Origin of the sequence: Rhizobium sp. YTU87027, from assembly GCF_050644135.1 — a bacterium.
Classification (GTDB): domain Bacteria; phylum Pseudomonadota; class Alphaproteobacteria; order Rhizobiales; family Rhizobiaceae; genus Rhizobium.
The window spans coordinates 2,333,089-2,351,100 of sequence record NZ_CP098440.1 but is presented as its reverse complement, the minus strand read 5'-3'; the positions used below and the strand labels follow the sequence as shown (position 1 = coordinate 2,351,100).

15 protein-coding genes and 3 pseudogenes are annotated in these 18,012 nt (G+C 60.5%); 7 read left to right on the top strand and 11 right to left on the bottom strand.

Annotated features, from left to right (window positions below; translation table 11 throughout):
- Nucleotides 1–202: 202 nt before the first annotated feature.
- The 7 genes from NBG89_RS11740 (at nt 203) to NBG89_RS11710 (ending at nt 7,593) form a co-directional block, all read left to right on the top strand.
- Nucleotides 203–670 (top strand): MarR family winged helix-turn-helix transcriptional regulator, encoded by a 468-nt coding sequence (locus tag NBG89_RS11740; protein ID WP_088695003.1) that lies wholly within the window; start codon nt 203–205, stop codon nt 668–670.
- Nucleotides 660–2,753, top strand: a complete 2,094-nt coding sequence (locus NBG89_RS11735) for an FUSC family protein (protein ID WP_431320110.1) — start codon at nt 660–662, stop codon at nt 2,751–2,753. Before NBG89_RS11740 ends, NBG89_RS11735 begins: the two co-directional genes overlap by 11 nt.
- On the top strand, nt 2,750–2,959 hold the full coding sequence (locus NBG89_RS11730) for a DUF1656 domain-containing protein (protein WP_431320109.1): 210 nt from the start codon (nt 2,750–2,752) through the stop codon (nt 2,957–2,959). The genes NBG89_RS11735 and NBG89_RS11730 overlap by 4 nt, the downstream gene beginning before the upstream one ends.
- Complete coding sequence (locus tag NBG89_RS11725; RefSeq protein ID WP_431320108.1) at nt 2,956–3,822, top strand: efflux RND transporter periplasmic adaptor subunit; 867 nt, start codon at nt 2,956–2,958, stop codon at nt 3,820–3,822. Before NBG89_RS11730 ends, NBG89_RS11725 begins: the two co-directional genes overlap by 4 nt.
- Before the next feature lie 144 nt (nt 3,823–3,966).
- Complete coding sequence (locus NBG89_RS11720; protein ID WP_431320107.1) at nt 3,967–5,175, top strand: adenylate/guanylate cyclase domain-containing protein; 1,209 nt, start codon at nt 3,967–3,969, stop codon at nt 5,173–5,175.
- A 202-nt stretch (nt 5,176–5,377) separates the two neighbouring features.
- Nucleotides 5,378–5,698 (top strand): hypothetical protein, encoded by a 321-nt coding sequence (locus tag NBG89_RS11715; RefSeq protein WP_431320106.1) that lies wholly within the window; start codon nt 5,378–5,380, stop codon nt 5,696–5,698.
- A 155-nt stretch (nt 5,699–5,853) separates the two neighbouring features.
- On the top strand, nt 5,854–7,593 hold the full coding sequence (locus NBG89_RS11710; RefSeq protein ID WP_431320105.1) for a tetratricopeptide repeat protein: 1,740 nt from the start codon (nt 5,854–5,856) through the stop codon (nt 7,591–7,593).
- A 67-nt stretch (nt 7,594–7,660) separates the two neighbouring features.
- Here the strand turns inward: NBG89_RS11710 and NBG89_RS11705 are convergent, their stop codons facing one another.
- The 11 genes and pseudogenes from NBG89_RS11705 to NBG89_RS11655 all read right to left on the bottom strand — a co-directional run bounded on the left by NBG89_RS11705 (nt 7,661) and on the right by NBG89_RS11655 (nt 17,994).
- The gene (locus NBG89_RS11705) at nt 7,661–8,662 is read right to left on the bottom strand and encodes a DUF4105 domain-containing protein (RefSeq protein ID WP_431320104.1); all 1,002 of its coding nucleotides are present in this window, start codon (nt 8,660–8,662) and stop codon (nt 7,661–7,663) included.
- Between the two features lie 151 nt (nt 8,663–8,813).
- The gene (locus NBG89_RS11700) at nt 8,814–9,344 is read right to left on the bottom strand and encodes a DUF1269 domain-containing protein (RefSeq protein WP_431320103.1); all 531 of its coding nucleotides are present in this window, start codon (nt 9,342–9,344) and stop codon (nt 8,814–8,816) included.
- A 68-nt stretch (nt 9,345–9,412) separates the two neighbouring features.
- Nucleotides 9,413–10,390, bottom strand: a complete 978-nt coding sequence (locus tag NBG89_RS11695) for an HAD family hydrolase (RefSeq protein WP_431320102.1) — start codon at nt 10,388–10,390, stop codon at nt 9,413–9,415.
- Nucleotides 10,391–10,404: 14 nt separating this feature from the next.
- Nucleotides 10,405–11,379, bottom strand: coding sequence for a formylglycine-generating enzyme family protein (locus NBG89_RS11690; protein ID WP_431320101.1), 975 nt, complete (start codon nt 11,377–11,379; stop codon nt 10,405–10,407).
- Nucleotides 11,380–11,494: 115 nt separating this feature from the next.
- Nucleotides 11,495–11,818, bottom strand: a complete 324-nt coding sequence (locus NBG89_RS11685; protein ID WP_431322788.1) for a hypothetical protein — start codon at nt 11,816–11,818, stop codon at nt 11,495–11,497.
- Between the two features lie 31 nt (nt 11,819–11,849).
- Nucleotides 11,850–12,580, bottom strand: a pseudogene (locus NBG89_RS11680) (VWA domain-containing protein); the annotation flags it as partial.
- The gene (locus NBG89_RS11675) at nt 12,567–13,082 is read right to left on the bottom strand and encodes a DUF4381 domain-containing protein (protein ID WP_431320100.1); all 516 of its coding nucleotides are present in this window, start codon (nt 13,080–13,082) and stop codon (nt 12,567–12,569) included. The gene NBG89_RS11675 and the pseudogene NBG89_RS11680, both read right to left, overlap by 14 nt.
- A gap of 1 nt (nt 13,083) precedes the next feature.
- Nucleotides 13,084–14,032 (bottom strand): annotated as a pseudogene (locus NBG89_RS11670) (DUF58 domain-containing protein).
- Between the two features lie 10 nt (nt 14,033–14,042).
- A pseudogene (locus tag NBG89_RS11665) lies at nt 14,043–15,022 on the bottom strand (AAA family ATPase).
- A gap of 57 nt (nt 15,023–15,079) precedes the next feature.
- Nucleotides 15,080–16,693, bottom strand: coding sequence for an arylsulfatase (locus NBG89_RS11660; protein ID WP_431320099.1), 1,614 nt, complete (start codon nt 16,691–16,693; stop codon nt 15,080–15,082).
- A gap of 170 nt (nt 16,694–16,863) precedes the next feature.
- Nucleotides 16,864–17,994 carry an alpha/beta hydrolase gene (locus NBG89_RS11655; protein WP_431322676.1) on the bottom strand — a complete coding sequence of 377 codons (1,131 nt, stop codon included), beginning with the start codon at nt 17,992–17,994 and terminating at the stop codon, nt 16,864–16,866.
- Between the last annotated feature and the right edge of the window lie 18 nt (nt 17,995–18,012).

Sequence of the window (18,012 nt, the reverse complement as noted above, 5' to 3'; positions counted from 1 at the left end):
CGGGATGCTCGGCGTTTCTCCGAGCTATCACGACCTGCGGCAATTTTTGCTTCCTCAACAGACTTCCACGGGTGGTCCAAAGGGAAGGCGCCTACGACAACGAAGGGGAGGTGATCGGTCATGAAAGCGATCAGCAAACCACAATCCCGCGTTCCGGCAAAAACATCATTGCATTCTAATCGATAGGATATTATCTAATTTCATGCCAATGAATCTGAAACAAACTTGGGCTGAGTTCGCGCCGCTGCTTATGGTCTGTGGGCGCGGGTGGCGTCGGGCTTTGAATGCCGTCCTGACCGAGCACAACCTGTCGGACGCCAGCGCTGCGCCATTGATTGCGCTGCTTCGACATGGCGACAGGATACCGCAGGGTGTTCTGGCTGAAAGGGTCGGTGTTGAAGGGCCGACGCTTGTGCGGGTTCTCGACAGTTTGGAAAATGACGGCTTGATCTGCCGGGTCCCCGATGAAACGGACCGGCGCATCAAGCTGGTGCAACTCACCGGAGGAGGCACAGCGGTCGCCGAGCGCGCCGAAAGCTGTGCGGCGGAGCTGCGAGCACAGATCCTAGGCGACCTTGATCCCGAACAGGTCGAGGCCGCCCTGGAGGTCCTGCGCGCCATCGCGGCGAAAACCGCGGCCCTATCCGGAATACAGGAAAATGACGAGTAGCAAGAATGCGACCGATCCCAGCCTGGGGGACGTCGTTTTTTCCATCAAGACCTTCGCCGCCGCAATGCTGGCGCTTGGTCTTGCGCTTTGCTTCGACCTGACAAACCCATACTGGGCGGTCGGCACGGTTTACATCGTCGCCCATCCGCTATCGGGTGCGAGCACGTCGAAGGCGCTCTACCGACTGATTGGCACCGCACTCGGCGGTACGGTTACGGTGATCCTGATCCCCAACCTCGTCAATTCGCCTGAAATGCTGACGCTTGCGATCGCGCTGTGGATGGCCTTTTGCCTTGGTGTCAGCCTGCTCGACCGGACGCCACGCAGCTACAGCTTCATGCTGGCCGGATATACCACCGCGCTGACCGGTTTCCCGATCGTCGCAAACCCGGATACGGCCTTTACCTATGCAACGGCCCGTGTCGTCGAAATCGCGCTTGGCATTATCTGCGCGGCGGTTGTCAATCGTATCTTCTTTCCTCGACACGCCGGGCCGGTTCTGGCGGCGCGCATCAATGCGTGGCTACGTGATGGCGCCGAGCTTGCGACCGGCACGCTAAAGGGCAGGGGACGCGATCCTTCGCTCCTGGCGGCGGCCCGCCGGCTCGCTGCCGATGCGGTCGATCTCCATAGCTTCACCACCCACGTCGCCTACGATACCTCGGCGCTGCGCGACATCGTCGGCCGCACCAGAATATTGCAACAGCGCATGGTTGCGATGCTGCCGATCGTTTCCGGCCTAGCCGACGTACTGCACGCGCTCGACAAGGCGACAGCTGGCAACTTCACACCTGCGATCACCGCGCTGGTAAGCGAAGTCACAACGCTGCTCGAAAGTGGTGCGCCTCTTGCCGAGGATAAGCGCCAACAGCTCCTTGCCCTGATGGCGAAGGCCGAGGAGGAGGGGCGCGAGCAACAGGAGTGGAACGGTCTGCTGGCCCATAACTTCACAGCGCGCATCCGCGATCTCGTGCAAATCTGGGGAGACTGTCTCAGCCTCCGCCAGGACATCGAATCCGGGTCTCATCATGATCTTCGTTGGCGTCGTTTCGGCACGTCCTTCGACCGGGCTCCGATCCACAAGGATTACGGAATGGCCATTCACTCCGGCCTGTCCGTAATGCTGGCGACATTCATCGCGACAGCTCTCTGGATCTATACCGGTTGGCCTCAGGGCAGCGCGGCTGCGATGATGGCTGGTGTGCTCTGCTGCATCTTTTCGTCGATGGACGATCCCGCGCCGATGATGATCAAGTTCGTCAATGTGGCGATCGTGACCGTCATTGCAGCCTTCGTCTTCGAATACGGTCTGATGCCGCTGATTCACAACTATGTCGAACTCGCCGCCGCACTCGGGTTGATGCTCGTGCCGGCCGGGTTGCTGATGACCAAGCCGTCTCTTGCTCTCTATGGCATGGGTTTCTGCGTGAACCTGCCGAACATGTTGACGCTGCAGGACCGCCTGAATCTCGATCTCGCCTCTTTCGTCAATTCGAATGCGGCCATGATCATCGGAATGGTGATTGCCTGCGGAACGACAGTCCTCGTTCGCTCTGTTGGGGCTGAGTGGACGGCCTACCGCCTGCTCCGGTCCGGCTGGACCGATATCGTCGCTGCGGCGCGCCGACCTGAGGAGGTCGACTTCACGAAGTTGCTATATCGCATGGTCGACCGGCTTGGTTTGGTCGCTCCGCGCCTGGCGATGATCCCGGCCGAATCCGCAGTCGCACAGACCGACATTCTGCGCGACCTGCGCAACGGCCTCAACACGCTGGATCTCCAGCGCCACAAGCAGCTGGTGTCACGCGACAAACGCGAGCCGATCGAGAACGTGCTGTCTGGTATCGCGGCCCACTATCAGCGGAAGCAGAAGAGCCGGGACGCGCAGCCTGACGAAAACCTGCTCAAGACGCTGGATCAGTCGCTGGGGGCATTGGTCGAAGCGGGCAAGTCTTCGGCGATCGAAGGAGCGCGCCGCTCGATGACCGCGCTCAGATATACCCTCTACCCCGATGCAGCTTCCCTCCCTGTAGTCGCTGCAGCCGGCGCGGGAGGACGAACCGCAAAGGAACATGCCGCATGAGACCTGATATCGACATTTACGGGATCTTCATCCCGACGCTCGGCGTCATCGCGCTCGTCGCTTACCTCCTCAACGCCATCCTGCGGCGCGTGCTGGCGTCTGTCGACTTCTACCGGCTGGTCTGGCATCGACCGCTCTTCGATACGGCCATGTACTTCTGCCTGCTTGGCGCAATCGCGCTGTCTTTGAATAAGGTGTCATTATGAAATCGCTTCTCGCTCATTCCGGTCGCTTCTTGCTCACCGGCGTCATGGTTGCCTTGGCGGGAGTGCTCGGCTGGCATCTGTGGGACTATTATATGGACGAGCCCTGGACGCGGGACGGCAAGGTCCGCGCCGACGTCGTACGGCTTGCGGCCGATGTCTCCGGGATCGTCAGTGAGGTCGACGCCAAGGACAATCAGGCTGTCCACAAGGGCGACGTGATCTTCCGCATCGATCAGGCGCGCCTCATACTTGCCCTGCGCCAAGCCGAAGCCCAAATGGAGAGCAGCAAGGCGGCGCTCGACATGGCAAGAAGTGATGTCGAGCTCTATCGCAAGCTCGGCGAGGGCTCGGTAACGCGGCAGAAGATCCAGCAGGCCGAAACGACCGTTCAACAGGACGAAGCCGCCTATAACCAGGCAGTGATCAGCCGCGACACCGCGCGACTTAATCTGGACCGCTCCGTGGTGCGCGCGCCAGTCAACGGCGTGCTGACCAACTTCTCGATGCAACCGGGGAACTATGTGACGGCGGGCACCGCCGTTACCGCGTTGATCGACAGCGATTCCTATTACGTCGCGGGCTATTTCGAAGAGAACAAGCTGAACCGCATCAAGGTCGGTGATCCCGCGCTCGTCTATCTGATGGGGAGCAAGACACCTCTGAAGGGGCATGTCGACGGCGTTGCTGGTGGCATCGAAGACCGGGAGCGAAGCGATACCAGTGCACAGCTCGCCAACGTAACGCCCACATTCACATGGGTTCGGCTTGCTCAGCGAGTTCCGGTACGGGTGGCGCTCGATACTCTGCCAGACGATACGGCGCTGGTCGCCGGTCGCACGGCAAGCGTCACTATCGTCAATTGATCGGGCGTCTCCGAGAGCCGCTTTCGCAAACTTTAAGGCCACCGGTCTGGGCGTCCATCGATGACCGGGTGAAGGGAGCTGTGGCACGGCGAAGGTGCTCGGCTCGAGAAAAACAAATGGACGCCCCGGTTCTAGGAGACCGCCGTGGACGACCGCCACGTCATAGAAATCACCGCCTGGCTGATGCAGAGCGGACTGAAGGGCGTGGCGGAAGCGGACCTCCTCGCCGGGTTTTGCGAACGGTGTCGCGCGAACGGACTTCCGATCGAGCGCTCCGTTGCCGTCATGGATACTCTGCATCCGATCTATGAACGCCGAGCGTTCCGCTGGGACAGCAGGGAGCCGATCGAACGCGTCTCGGAATACGGCTTCTCCGATCCTGGCGTGATCGCTGACAACTGGCTTCGCTCCGCCTTCCATCACTTGGAAACGACGGGGTCCGGAGAGGTCCGCAGAAATCTGACCGAGGGCGATCCGACCGAGTTCTATCTGCTCGATGATCTGAAGGCCGCTGATTTCACGGACTTCATCGCCATGGCGCACCGGTTCGGAGACGGTGGGACGATCGGAGACATCGACTGCTTCTTCTCTCACTTCGCCACCCGGTCGACGGGAGGCTTCTCTGAAAGTGACATTGCCGTACTGCGCGATCTGCTTCCCTGCCTGGCGCTGGCTGTTAAATGCGTGACGATCAGCGGTGTGGCCGGCACGATTGCCAAGGTCTACCTGGGGCAGGATGCTGCCAATCAGGTATTGCACGGCAAGATCACCCGCGGTCAAAGCGACCGTATCTCGGCGGCCCTTTGGTTTTCCGACCTCGCCAATTTCACGCATATATCGGATACGGTCGATCCGGAAGAGATCATTCCGATGCTCAACGACTATGCCGATGCAGTGATCTCGTCGGTCCAGCAGGCCGGAGGCGAGGTACTCAAGCTGATGGGCGACGGCACGCTGGCGATATTCAAGGGCAGGCGGCCCAGCGAGGCCTGTTCTGCGGCGCTGAAGGCGCGATCGCTGCTCGACAAGCGCCTGCTCGATCTCAATGCGCAACGGCGCATCGAGGGCAGGCCGGTGACCGACGTCTATCTCGGGCTTCATCTCGGCGACGTCTTCTACGGCAACATCGGCAGTGAAGACCGCCTTGATTTCACGGTGATCGGGCCAGCCGTCAACGAGGTTAGCCGCATCGTCTCCCTCTGCCCGTCGCTGCACAGCCGTTTGCTGATGTCGGCGAGTTTTGCGGCGATCATTCCGCCATCACAGATCGACAGCCTGCATTCGATCGGTCTCCACGTACTGCGCGGTGTCAATCGCGCGCAGGAACTCTTCACGCTGATACCGGCCATCTAGCCGCGCCCGGTTGCGCCGCGAACATTTGTGTTTCGTTTCCGGCGAGTTTGGGCGTTTCGACTGGACAAGCGGCTCCTTCTGCACCTCAGTTCATTTGTGCGGATGCGCAACGCGCTAATGCCGACGTAACAAGAGCCGGCGGCGTCGATTGATACGCGTTTGTTACCGTTGCGTACTTCCATCGAACAGCCCCGTCGATAACATGCCTCCGACGAAGCCGACCGAAGCCGGGGTGGTCTTCATGGGCAAGGAAAACGACGAGGTAAGAACGTCCACAGACGCTGAGCGCCGAGGACTGCGTCGCCTTATGCTGAAGCTGCCCGCCGTGCGTGGACGACTTCACTCGATCGGGGAGAAGTCGGAATCCCTTCGCAGTCTTTGCGAAGCCTATGAAGATGCGAGCTCCACTCTTGACCGGCTGAGAAGTGCCGGCGGAGATGCGAACCGTGCGATGGTCAATGAGTATGAAATCGTCTGCGCGGAGATCGAGGCAGATGTGACGAAGTACTGCCTTGAGCACTGAGGCGGCGTGCCGGATTAGGACCAGTGGATAGGCCAGCCCCCAATCACGTTTCGGTTTTGTTAGCATTTCATATTGCAACCTCTTGTTTTCTGCGCAATAGCCCCATCTGTTCTACTTGGCATTGAGCATTGCGTAGCAGGGGCGGGGCTGCAGTGATGAGAGCTGAAGAACAGCATGGCGCGGGTCAAGAAGTCCCATGCCCAGAAGCCCTTGCAGAGCTGGAGCGTCTGCTCGCCGACGAGCGGTTTAGAGCTACCGAACGAAGCCGGAGCATTCTCAGATATATCGTGGAACAGCAATTCGCCGGTTGTGCGGAGGGCGTGAAAGCCTATTCCATCGCCGTCGATGTGCTCGGGCGGCAAAGCAATTTCGATCCCTCGCTCGATCCTATCGTCCGCATCGAACTGAGCCGGCTGCGATCCTCGCTTAGCCAGTACTACGAGGCCTTCGGCACGGAGGGTGGCGTCACGGTTCAACTGCCGAGGGGGCGCTATGTCGCCGTTTTCACGCTGCCGCCGGGAAATTTCCCGCACGTCGATGCGGAAGAGCATTCCGCAGTGGTCGACGTAGACCCTATAGACGTCGTTTCTGCTCAGGTTTCCCCAACCGTTGTTTCCGCCGCCCGAAGCTGGTCGTGGCTGGCGGTGGCAACCCTGGGGCTGCTGATGATTGCGGCGGTGGCGGGCGGTGTCGCCGTCTACGCGTCACGCCCGATCATGACCGCCAAGCCGACCGTTGTCATCACCCTGGCCGCCATGGACGAGGCGTTGCGCGGTGAGGCCTCTGTTACGCGGGACATGCTGTTGACCGCCCTGACGCAATTCCAGACTTTGACGGTTTCACAGGTTCCGCGGCGCGAAAGACCGCTTGCCTCGGTGCTTCGCCCGGCAAAATCGAACACCTATGCGATCGATATGAAGTACTATGGTGATGGCCACGATCGCAGCATCTGGTGGCAGATCGTCGACACCGAGACGGGCGACCTTCTGAAATCCGGCCTTGAAAGGGTCGATGCCACCGGGCGAACGGCTGCGGCGGTACGCGGTGAACTGGTTGCGCAGCTTGCACGCCGCTTTGCTACGATACGCGGCGTGATCAACAATATCGAAACCCACAATGCGGCCGAGCGCTCGCTTGGCAACGCATGCGTCCTTCGGGCCGAGTACGAGCTCGACGGCGGTGGGGCATCGGGCATCGGGCAGACGATCGGTTGCCTCGAGCGAACGATCGCGGCTAACAGTTATGATGCCGACGCAACGGCAGCGCTCGCAACGGTGCTGGCGGCGGAACAGGCGGAAGCTGCCGACGACAGCAAGATGGCGCGTGCGCTTGAACTTGCTGGCCGGGCCGTTTCTTTAGCGCCGCTCTCCGATCGGGCTCATATCGCATTGATGTTGGCACAATTCTACAGTGGGCGGATGGACGCGGCACTCGCCGAAGGCAACCGCGCGCTGGCGCTCAATCCCAATAACCCCGATGTGGCAGCAAAGCTTGCCCTTGTCCTGTTCTCGTCGGGCTATTTCGATGCGGGCATTTCTTTGGCTCGCGATGCCGGCAAGTCGGTTGATGTCGTCCCGCGCGACGCGGTTCTCGTGCTCGCGCTCGACGCTTACCGGCGAAGAGATTGGTCGGAGGCCTCGCTGCTTGCTGAGCAGACGAGCGATAGCGCTTTCCTGATCAGCGTCCTGCGTGTGGCAGCACTGGGACAGCTTGGGTCGGATGAAGCCGCCCCGCGGCTAGCCGAACTCCGGCAACTCGCGCCAGATTTCGAGACGACCTTCCGGAAGAGAATGGCGCAGCGACGGTATCAGCCGGTGTTTTCCGCATCGATTGAGGAAGGGCTGACGAAAGCGGGCGCCCGCTTCAAGGTTGAGGGTGTAGCTACTGCGTTTTAAGTATCTTCGTCGCGGATGTCTTGCGCCGGGCCCCCTTCGGCTTCGCTGCAACGCGCCTAGCGACCGTCTAGGGAGTTCGAATTGCCCTCGAGTAGTCATTCGGGGTTGGGGCGGCTTGTGCCCGGCTGCTGATCTCGGCTTGTTTCCTGACCTGGTCGAGGGGGAGGTCGGTACGGATCAGTCCGTGGTCGTAGAGATAGTCCGGCAGGTAACCGGATATGATGATGCGCCAGTCTAGCGGGATGCCGGGATCGATCAGCCGAGCGAGCTTGAAGACGATTGTCGTGCAGTTTGCTGTGATCGTTTGGTAAAATTCCGGCTGAGCCGCAAGCGCGTTGGCCTTCTCTAGGTAGGACAGGAAGAGGGCGCGTGCGATCTGAGGCGAGAGCCGGAGCGGATAGAGCGACACACTTTCCCGGCGGGTGTTGGTGCGCAGGCGGACGATGTCGCTTTCTTCGGCAGCAATCAGCACCAGTTCGAATTCTTTGAAGAAGCCGCCGATCTCCGAGAATGCCTCGCCTTGCTCCTTTCGGATCTCGGCCGAGAATACGACGTGTCTACCATCTGCAAAACCGAAGCTGATAAGGGTATGGGCAATCGCGGGATTGCTCCAGACGGAGTTCAACAGATCGACCGACTGGAGTGAGGCGAGGTCATATTGCCCGGTTTGCCAAATTGGATCGAAGTCCTCAGTTGTCCGCCATTGAAAGTTGCGGACGTTGTGGAGGGTGATTTGGTCGCCTGTTATTGTTGCTGTGACACCGTGGGCAACGTCGGCCGCCCATTCCCGATCGTTGCTCGGCTTGATGCTGTTCCACCAGTAGGAAACGGCGAGCATTGCCGCCAACAGAAGTGCACCGGCAAGCAGCGGCCGCCGTCTGACAATCAGAATGGCCATGAGTCCGACGAGAAAGCTGGCAGCGATGGTCGGCCATTTCCATGCCGAAGGGGCCTGATAGAAGGCGGCGAGCGCAAACCATCCCGCGAAGGCGACAACGGCCAGCCGGAAGGCGAAGCGAGCGATAAGTGCGAGAATTCGCCGCTTCGCCGCAGTGGAGATGATTGCCATTGTTTCGCCCCTCGCGAACGCGCCTGCCTGCCAATCGGAAGGGGCAATATCGCGCGGTCTCGCAGGAACCGCAAACCATCAGAAACAGGGACGTTCGCTTCAACGGCGACCCCGGATCACACTAGCGGTGCGAGCGGGGCCGCCCGTTGAATTATGCGGATGCGGCTTCGCTCGGATTGTCCGAGAGCGCCTTGCGCAACCGCTCTTCCTGATCAGGCGCCAGCGACGTTTTCAGGACGCGGCCACGCAGCCCCTGGAGCTCGGCGAGAACCTTCTCCGGTTGCGCCTTGCGCACGAGGACGAAGAGAGCGGAGGAGGAATTCGGTATCGTTCCGCCAAGAGACTTGATGAATTCGTCGTCGATGCCGTAGTCGGCAAGCGAGCCGGAGATCGCGCCGGTGCCTGCACCGACGAGGCCGCCGATCGCAAAGCCCGCGAGCGGATTGAGGAAAAGCAGGCCGACGAGACCGCCCCAGAGGGAACCGGACAACAGGCCTGACGTGGCACCGATTGCTGTCAGGTTGAGGCTCTGCTTGAGGTGGACCTTGCCGGCCTCGTCTCGGACCACCACGACTGCATCTTCGAGATCGACGAGGTATTCCTTCTTCAGGCTGTTCAATTTCAGCAGCACCTTGTCTGCTTCATCCATGGCATCGAAGCCGATAACAACGAGTTCCGACATTGTCTGTTCCTTTCGTTTGACAGCGAGCATATGGAGCATGACGGCGGGCAAAACTGTGCCAGCCGGGACTATTGATCGAACGCGTAGATCTTCTTCCAGTCAGCTTTCATGTCGACGAGCAGCCAGTTGCGCGCAATGGCCTCATCAAGTGCCTTGTCGAGCCTTCCGAAGTCGGATTTGCGATCGTATGCGTATTCCCGATCTGCATCGGTATGATGAACGATCATTGCGAAGTGAGGCCCCTGACCGGCCATCACCCAGCGCAGCATTTCGTAGTCTCCGTCCGAATTGCCGGCAGCAAAGACCGGGCGTCTGCCGATGAACTTGTTGATCCCTACCGGTTTGCCGGGACCATCATCGACGAAATCGATCTTCGGGAGCCGGTTCAGAACCGGCGTATCGCCGACCAGGGCATATTGCGTCGTGATCGTGCTGCCGACGACCTGTTCGGGCGGAATGCCGTATGCCTTCTCCGTGATGGGGCGCATGAACTCGACGCCGCCGCCGGAGACAATGAAGGTCTTGAAGCCATTTGCGCGCAGGTAGTCCAGGAGTTCGCGCATCGGCAGGAATGTCATCTCATTGTAGGGCTTTCCGGTCTTGGGGTGTTTCGCCGTGGCGAACCAGTCGGTGACGATCTTGCGGAAGTCGTCGGTCGTCATTCCTGCGTGGGTCTCCATTCCAAGCTCGACGATGCCCCGCTCGCCGCTCTTTGCGACGCCTTTGAGATCGCCGGCGAGGATCGATTTGAAGGGTTCCTTCTCTTTCCACTCGGGGTGTTGCGGGGCGAGTGTCTTGACCCGATCCAACATGAAACCAAGCTGGAAGTAGAATGGCTGCTCCGTCCACAGCGTTCCGTCATTGTCGAAGACGGCGATACGGTCCTCAGGCGCCACGTAGTCAGTACCGCCCTCTGTCGTCACCTTCTTGACGAAGTCGACGATCGCCTGCTTCGACTTGCCCTCATTCCACGAGGGAAGTTCCTGTCCGAACGCGCTCACTGGAAGCAGCAGAAAAAGCAGGACGGCGCGCGCATACCGGGACATCTGGATACTCCTGATCAGGTTGCAACGCGCTTGATGCAGCGAAAGCCGACATGGCTGGTCGAGGTATCTTCCGGCTCAGCGTGGCGGGCTGCCGGGCGATAACGCCGGCAATAGTTCGGGGCGCAAAGGTGCGAGCCGCCCTTCAGCACGCGCCTTGGGATAAGAATGTTGGCTTGGTTGGGATCATAGCTGGCCTCTTTGCCGCCGCCGCGAGGGTTCTCTGGGATGCAGCAGGCTTTCGCAGCTGGTTCCGGATGGCGGGTCGACCAGTAGTCCGATGTCCACTCCCAGACGTTGCCGATCATGTCATAGGCGCCGTAGCCGTTCGGCGGAAACGAACGCACGGGCGTCGTTCGATCCTTGCCGGCCGGTTTCGTGCTGTGGGTCGGGAACGTGCCTTGCCAGGTGTTGGCCATCGCGACGCCTTCGGGCATGAGTTCGTGGCCCCAGGCAAACTCGGTGTCGTCAAGCCCGCCGCGGGCTGCGAGTTCCCACTCCGCTTCCGTCGGCAGGTCCATTCCCGCCCATTCGGCATAGGCCTTCGCATCGGAATAGGCGACATGCACGACCGGATGGTCCAGCTTGCCGCGGAGATCGCTCAAGCCGCCATAGGGCCGCCGCCAGTTGGCGCCGAACTTGAATTTCCACCACTGGGTAATGTCGGTGCCGCTTACCGTTTTGGGTGGCGCGAAGACGAGAGATCCCGCCCGTAGCATGTTCGGCAAGGCGCCGGGGTAATCTCTCGGGTCTGGGGCTTTCTCGGCCATTGTGACATGGCCGGTTGCCTTGACGAATTCCTGGAACTTACGGTTCGTGACCGGCGTTGCCTCGATCCAGAAGCCGTCCACGGTCACGGGATGAGCCGGGGCCTCTTCCGGATAGTGGTCGTTGGAACCCATCACGAAGGTCCGGCCAGGTATCCACACGAGGTCGTCATGGTCGCCGCCCTGACGTTGCGGTCGGTGTTTTGCGTCAAATGCCAGTGCCATCGTCGCCTCCGAAAGCCTGCCCTGAGTATCGCCACGCGTTGCTTCAGCCGTAAGTACGTTACGGTAACATGCCTTCCAGAAAACGTTACATCAGGCGTAAATCTGCTGCTCGGCCCTATGGATTCAACTCGGGCAACGGATTTCCGCGCGTCGTGCGTGGCGCGTGTTGCCGCGCATGCCTGTTTCGCGTGATCGCAGCCGCGAGTGCTGCCCCATCGAGCGTAGCCTCCGATGAGCCGGAGCCGTAGAGCAATCGATCGAGTTGCTCGACGTGACAGCAAAGGTCTGTGTCGCCACAGGCGGCTGCCCAGGCCGAAGCCGTCCGGTAACCAACGGCACGGCACCAGTGGTCGAGCGAAGCGTAAACGCCCTGCGGTGTCTCATGCTTGACGGCGTGCAGCATCCGGCGGAAGCGCTCCGGCTCGGATTCTGCGCGCATTTGCCGCTGTTGCGTCAACCATTGCCGGATCGCGGCCACCTGTGTCGCTTGCGATCTTTTGCAAGGCCGCAGTGTCCAGCTTGTCTTCGCCGGTTGCCGCCGGGTCGCCTATCCCGACTGCATGGATAACAACGCCCTTCTGCTTGGCTATGTCGGCTGCTTTAGCTGGCGGCATCGGTGGTCTTCTCGAACATCTTGACGGCAAGGCCAATCGTATCGCCAAGCGCGGTCCGAGGCCCCGCCATTCCGGGCAGCGTTTCGGCAATCATTGCCTGAACAGTACGGTGATCCATCGTGAAGGGGACGAGTGGGTAGGGAGCGTCACCAAAGGCGATCAAGCCAATGCGATCGCCCGGTCTCTTGGTAACGAAATCGGCGGCGACCGTGCGAACCGCGTCGACGCGTGGACGTGTGGTCCCATCCGGAGCACGAAAGTCACGAGTGTCCATGGATTGCGAAAGGTCGAGTGCCAGCGAGATCACGCTGGGGTTCGATTTTCTCGATCGGCGGCTCGACGAATTGCGGGCGGGCGAGGGCGACCACGATGAGGCACCAAGCAAGGGCTTCGGCAACCAGTTGCGGCCAACTTCGCCGGGCGATCACCGAGCCCGATGTCGGCGTGATGCCGACCGCGCTTGCGACCTGGTCAAAGAAAGGCAAGCGCACCGATGCCGAGGTTTCATGATGGGCAGGCAACAACCACCAGACTATGAGGGGTAGCGGCAGCAACACCAGCAGCCATGGATGATCAAGCTGATACATGATGACGCTCGATCCAGTTGCGCGCACCAGCAATCAATTCGGTTTCCGTATTCGCGCCGCTCCCTTCGCTGGTTTGATATTCGAGATCATCAAGCACGGCTTGTAGCGCACGGCTGGTCGCACGATCACCGTGGACCTCGAGAAACTTCACCCAGGCCGCGCCGGCGAGGGAAGCAACATCGTCGCGAGGCCAGCCGGCAAGAGCGACACGCTTTAGAAGTATCGCGAGGTCACGAACACCGAACTGCCGTGTCTCGGGATTGCGGATCTTCGCTTCCACGCCAGCAAGCAGCGTCAGCGCCTCGCGCCGGTAGGCATTGGCGCGATAGTGGCGAAGCCAGAGCAGAAACGCTATAGCAAGGATCAGGGTCAGGATCGCGGCCAGGACGGCCCAGCCCCATGTCTGAGGCATCCACGAAACCGGCGGCGGCACGGCGATGTCCTTCAGCGAACGCAGCGCTGTTTCAGTCATCGGGTCCAACGAGGTGCCGGCCGGTTCCATGTCACCGCCGCCTCTGGCGCCAGGCGGCCTGTTCCAGCAATTTGCGGAGCTGAGGCGCCGTTTCTTCCGCTGTGGAGATGGGCAGCATGGGAAGGCCGAGTTCACGCTGCCGGGTGCGCAGTTCCCGGCCGCGTTCTCGGGCGAAGCGGTCTATCGATTGGCGCACGTTGCCTTGCCTCAGCGCCAGCTCAGCCTGGAGGTTGCCGCCGCTGACCACGATGTTCCCCGATTGCGGCAGTTCCAGCATGAAGGGATCATAGACCAAGAGGCAGATCACGTCGTTATGGGCGGCAAGGCGCAGCAAACGGTCGCGGGTCGCCGTCGTGTGGCCGTCGAAGTCGCTGATGATAATCACGAGATGATCGTGATGCGCGATATTGGCGACGCGTTCGACGACGGTGTCGAGTGCATCGAGAGACGGTGCCGGAATAGCTCGCGCTCAATTCGGCGTTCTGAGTCGCGATCCGGTCGGCAAAGCCGATCACTGCTTCGCGGCTGCGATGTGGGCCTATTTCGTCGATCCTTTCGTCATTAAAGACAAAGCCCCCGACACGGTCGCCGGAGCCGAGAATGCGCCAGGCGCAAAGTATGGCCGCTTCCGCCGCCGTGACCGATTTCATCGAGCGGCGACTGCCGACGAGCATATTGATGCGTTGGTCGACGACGACCAGTGCCGGCCTTTCCTTTTCTTCGCAGTAGACACGGACTGCCGGCTTCGTCGTGCGCGCGGTGACGCGCCAATCGATCGTGCGGATGTCGTCGCCAGGCAGGTAGTCCCGCAGTTCCTCGAATGTCAGTCCGCGGCCACGCATGGAAGACTGCATGCGACCGGCAAGCAGGCGATGGCTCTTGGCTCTCTGCACGAAACTCAGATCGCGGGCGCGACCTTCCAGAGCTACCAGCTGGCTGGTTGAGACGTGGATGCCTTCTGCATCGGGATTTGTCGGCATTGCGCGGTCCTCAAGAGACGGCCACGAGCTCGACGATGCGATTGATCACCTGGTCAGGCGTCGTATTCGACGCATGTGCTTGGTAAGACAGGATGAGACGATGGCGGAAGACATCGTTCACGACTGCCTTGACGTCATCGGGCGTCACGTAATCCCGCCCCTTGAACCACGCAAAGGACCGGGAGACCTTGTCGAGGCCAATCACGCCGCGCGGGCTGATGCCAACCTGCAGAAGCTCCGCCAGATCCTTGTCGTATTTGTCAGGATAGCGGGTGGCGAGCACCAGTGCGACGATGTAGTCCTCGACCGGACTCGAAACGGTAACCGCGCCAATCTCCTTGCGGGCGTCGAAAACGGACTGGGGGGTTAAGCTTCTGCTCTTCGGCGGGCTTCGTGCCACCGTGTGCTGCGGTTTCCTCGTCCCGGTTCAGACGCATGATGGCCGCCTCGGACTTTCCATCGGGATAACCGACCTCGACATGCATGAGGAAGCGGTCGAGCTGAGCTTCGGGAAGAGGGTAGGTGCCTTCCTGCTCGATCGGGTTTTGCGTTGCCATGACCATGAAGAGAGGCGGCAAGACGTAGCTCTTTCCGCCGACCGTCACCTGCCGTTCCTCCATCGCCTCGAAAAGCGCTGACTGCACTTTGGCCGGCGCGCGATTGACTTCGTCGGCAAGGATCAGGCTGGCAAAGATCGGTCCCCGCTGGAATTTGAACTCACCCTTGCCGCCTTCGCTGAAGTAAATCTCCGAGCCGGTGATGTCGGCGGGGAGCAGGTCAGGGGTGAACTGGATGCGGGAAAGGCTCTGCATCCAGGTTTTTCGCCAAGCTCTTGATAGCACGCGTCTTGGCAAGCCCCGGCAAGCCCTCGACCAGGAGGTGGCCGTTGGCGAGGAGGCCGAGCAGCAAGCGCTCAACCATCGTCTCCTGGCCGATGATTGACTGCCCGATCCTTTTGCCGAGGTCGAGAATATCGTCGCGCGCAGTCATGGTTCCCCCCTAAACAGATGAGCGGGCGCTCGAAAGGCAGCCCGCTCATGGCTGTTGCTACTTTCCTGTCGCAGGGCCTTGGTCCATGGAGCGCATCAGGGCCTCGACCATCTGGTCGATACTGAAGCTCGCCGAGCGCTGGCTGGGAGGGTAGTCTTTGAACGTCTGCAGGAATGGAGCGACCCGCCAGACGCCGTACTGGATGAGATAGGCATTCTTCGCCAGCCAGTCGTAATACTGGTCGGAGACGACATCGGCGCGTTCGTAGGGGTCCATGCGCAGATTGAAGACCTTCGGTGCACGCAGGCAGGTGAAAGGGTTAGCCCATACGACGAAGCCGCCCGGCTCCCTCTGTTCGCAGAACACGATCTTCCAGTTGCCATAACGATAGGCGACGACTTCTCCATCATCGTTGAAATAGTAGAATTCGTCGCGTCCCGACTTCGGCTGCTGTCCCGTCAGATAGGGAAGCTGGTTATAGCCATCCAGATGGACCTTGAACTGGTTGCCGTTGATGCTGGTGCCATTGAGAAGCCGCTCCTTGATGTCGTTATCGCCGGCGGCCGCAAGCAGGGTCGGGAACCAGTCGAGCCCGGACATCATTTCGTTAGACACGTCGCCGGCCTTGATGTGGCCGGGCCAACGAACCATCGCGGGAACACGGAATGCGCCTTCCCAGTTGGTGTCCTTCTCGCTTCGGAAGGAGGTCGTCGCCGCATCCGGCCATGACCATTGGTTGGGACCGTTGTCCGTCGTGTAAACGACGATCGTATTGTCGGCGATGTTGAGATCGTCCAGCGCTTTCAGGAGCTTGCCGACATCGCCGTCATGCTCGAGCATGCCGTCCGCATATTCGTTGCCGGGCATTCCGCTTTGGCCCTGCATGGAATCGCGCACGTGCGTAAAGGCGTGCATGCGAGTCGTGTTCATCCAGGTGAAGAAGGGCTTTCCTTCCTTGGCCTGCCGCTGGATGAAGTCTATCGCTGCTGCTGTCGTTTCGTCGTCGATCGTTTCCATGCGCTTGCGGTTCAGGGCTCCGGTGTCGTCGACCCTGCCATCGGCAAACGAATGCAGGACCCCGCGCGGCGAGTTGCTCTTCACGAACGCCTGGTCATTCTTCGGGTAGTAGGGACGCTCGGGCTCCTCCTCGGCATTTAGGTGATAGAGGTTGCCGAAGAACTCGTCGAAGCCGTGCTTCGTGGGCAGGAACTCGTCGCGGTCGCCAAGATGGTTCTTGCCGAACTGGCCCGTCGCATAACCGAGCGGCTTCAGCGCCTGTGCAATGGTAATGTCACGCGCCTGCAGGCCGACGGTCGCACCGGGGATACCAACCTTGCAAAGGCCCGTGCGGAGGCAAACCTGGCCTGTGATGAATGTCGAGCGGCCGGCGGTGCAGCTGTTTTCGGCGTAGTAGTCGGTAAACAGCATACCTTCCTTGGCGATCCGGTCAATGTTGGGCGTTTTGTAGCCCATGACCCCCATCGAATAGGCGCTGATGTTCGTCTGGCCGATGTCGTCGCCGAAGATGACCAGGATGTTCGGTTTTGCCGTGTTCTGAGCCGGTGCCGCCAGCTGTGCATGAGCAGCGCCGTAGCTGAGCGAAGTAGAGGCCAGCGAAAGGGCAAGCGCCGCGCCGGCATGCCGAAGCCGTTTCGAGAGAGACGCGCTCATTGCGATCCCCCTTGTCTATTCAGGTCATCCAACATTTACGCTCTCCTGGTTGTGGGCAGGTCGTCGCATTTTTCGACGAGCCTACGTTCCCACTGAAGAGCGTCACTCGGTAAGTACGTTACGGTAAACAAACGAGCGTCAAAACGTAACAACGAGTGGAACGCGCACGCTTACTGCGTGAGCGGCTGCACCTTGAGGTCGCCTTGCAGCGTTTCATCGACCGGACGCTTCTTGGCCCGCGTTGGCTGTTCGAGCACCGTGACAGGCGCCGCGACCGCGGTGGCGGCGACATTGCCGATGGTGGTGACGGTGCCACCGACGACGGCAGTGAGACCTTGACCGAGCGAGACGTTCGAGTCCGTCAGCGTCTGTCCCGTGATGATGCGCTGGCCGATCAGTTGAACGATCTCGGGGCTTTCGGCGAACTTGCCATGGTTCAGACCTTCGCCCTTCACCTTGGTAAGATCGATTGCGGTAATACCGGCGGCTTCGAGTTTCGAACGATAGGGCTCGACAGTCGGGTCGATCGCGCCCAAACGCGAGACCTTCCCCGTGATGAAACTCGACACCGCAAGCGCCTTGTCATCCTGAGATACGAAGATCGTGAACTTTGGCGTCGGCGTGCCCATCTCCGCGAATTGCTTGGCAAAGACCTGGATGTCGATATCGGGCGAAGCGAGAATGACGTTATGAATCTTGCTGTTCACGTGGCCGTCGCGGATACCCATCTGTCGCAGCGACTCCATGGTGAGCCAGGTACCCATCGAGTGTGCAAGGATCGTGATGTCCTTTACATCAGGGTCGGCGGCCAGCGTTCGCAAGGCCTGTTCGAGCGCCGTGCGCGAATAGTTGGTGCTTTCCTTGTCGTATTCGTAGGCCGTGACCTGCGCGCGCGAAGGCCACGTGAAAAGGAGAGGGGTCGCCTGCATGCCGGAATCGTGGACGATCTGGGCGAGCCGGAAAACCGAATCTTCGTATTTGTTATTGAAGCCGTGAACGAAAACCAGTGCTCGCCCATCCTGGATATTCTGGTGGAACCAGGCGCGCCCCTGTGGAATCGTGTCGATTTCCTTCACGCCGGTCACTGCAAAGTCGGTCGCCGGATTGGGCGGCAGTCGCTTCGGCCATTGGACGGTGCCGGGCTCTCGTTTCGGCGGTATGGAGACGTCGACGGCAGTCAGATAGGGCTTCGGGCTGCGTTCGCCGGTGAAGAGCGTTGCAGGGTCGCCGGAGGGTTCGCGCGTGGTCGCGACCAGCATGCTGACCTTGGCGGTGTTCGACGTCGCCGCAACGGGTGCCATGACCCCGCTTGGGTGACC

Excerpts from the sequence above, each read along its gene's own strand:
- NBG89_RS11740 (WP_088695003.1), top strand. The coding sequence starts at position 203 with ATGCCAATGAATCTGAAACAAACTTGGGCTGAGTTCGCGCCGCTGCTT.
- NBG89_RS11735 (WP_431320110.1), top strand. The coding sequence starts at position 660 with ATGACGAGTAGCAAGAATGCGACCGATCCCAGCCTGGGGGACGTCGTT.
- NBG89_RS11730 (WP_431320109.1), top strand. The coding sequence starts at position 2,750 with ATGAGACCTGATATCGACATTTACGGGATCTTCATCCCGACGCTCGGC.
- NBG89_RS11725 (WP_431320108.1), top strand. The coding sequence starts at position 2,956 with ATGAAATCGCTTCTCGCTCATTCCGGTCGCTTCTTGCTCACCGGCGTC.
- NBG89_RS11715 (WP_431320106.1), top strand. The coding sequence starts at position 5,378 with ATGCCTCCGACGAAGCCGACCGAAGCCGGGGTGGTCTTCATGGGCAAG.
- NBG89_RS11710 (WP_431320105.1), top strand. The coding sequence starts at position 5,854 with ATGAGAGCTGAAGAACAGCATGGCGCGGGTCAAGAAGTCCCATGCCCA.
- NBG89_RS11705 (WP_431320104.1), bottom strand. The coding sequence starts at position 8,662 with ATGGCAATCATCTCCACTGCGGCGAAGCGGCGAATTCTCGCACTTATC.
- NBG89_RS11700 (WP_431320103.1), bottom strand. The coding sequence starts at position 9,344 with ATGTCGGAACTCGTTGTTATCGGCTTCGATGCCATGGATGAAGCAGAC.
- NBG89_RS11695 (WP_431320102.1), bottom strand. The coding sequence starts at position 10,390 with ATGTCCCGGTATGCGCGCGCCGTCCTGCTTTTTCTGCTGCTTCCAGTG.
- NBG89_RS11690 (WP_431320101.1), bottom strand. The coding sequence starts at position 11,379 with ATGGCACTGGCATTTGACGCAAAACACCGACCGCAACGTCAGGGCGGC.
- NBG89_RS11685 (WP_431322788.1), bottom strand. The coding sequence starts at position 11,818 with ATGCGCGCAGAATCCGAGCCGGAGCGCTTCCGCCGGATGCTGCACGCC.
- NBG89_RS11675 (WP_431320100.1), bottom strand. The coding sequence starts at position 13,082 with ATGGAACCGGCCGGCACCTCGTTGGACCCGATGACTGAAACAGCGCTG.
- NBG89_RS11660 (WP_431320099.1), bottom strand. The coding sequence starts at position 16,693 with ATGAGCGCGTCTCTCTCGAAACGGCTTCGGCATGCCGGCGCGGCGCTT.
- NBG89_RS11655 (WP_431322676.1), bottom strand. The coding sequence starts at position 17,994 with ATGGCACCCGTTGCGGCGACGTCGAACACCGCCAAGGTCAGCATGCTG.